We start from the raw sequence: 262 nt of genomic DNA, 5'->3' as shown, positions 1-262 counted from the left end.
TTGGGCTTACGGCGTGGGGGCTTTTCACCCCCATTATCGCTACTCATGTCAGCATTCGCACTTCTGATACCTCCAGCAGCCTTTACAAGCCACCTTCACAGGCTTACAGAACGCTCTCCTACCATATGCTTACGCATATCCGCAGCTTCGGTGACTGGCTTAGCCCCGTTACATCTTCCGCGCAGGACGACTCGATCAGTGAGCTATTACGCTTTCTTTAAATGATGGCTGCTTCTAAGCCAACATCCTGACTGTTTTAGCC

General features: G+C 51.1%; 1 rRNA gene. It reads right to left on the bottom strand.

What is annotated here, in order from left to right:
- A 23S ribosomal RNA gene (locus H3H37_RS25490) occupies positions 1–262 on the bottom strand; the annotation flags it as partial.

It is taken from the genome of Rugamonas brunnea, from assembly GCF_014042345.1.
Taxonomy (GTDB): Bacteria; Pseudomonadota; Gammaproteobacteria; order Burkholderiales; family Burkholderiaceae_D; genus Rugamonas; species Rugamonas brunnea.
The sequence above is the reverse complement of the archived record's forward strand: the minus strand, read 5'-3'. Positions and strand labels throughout refer to the sequence as shown.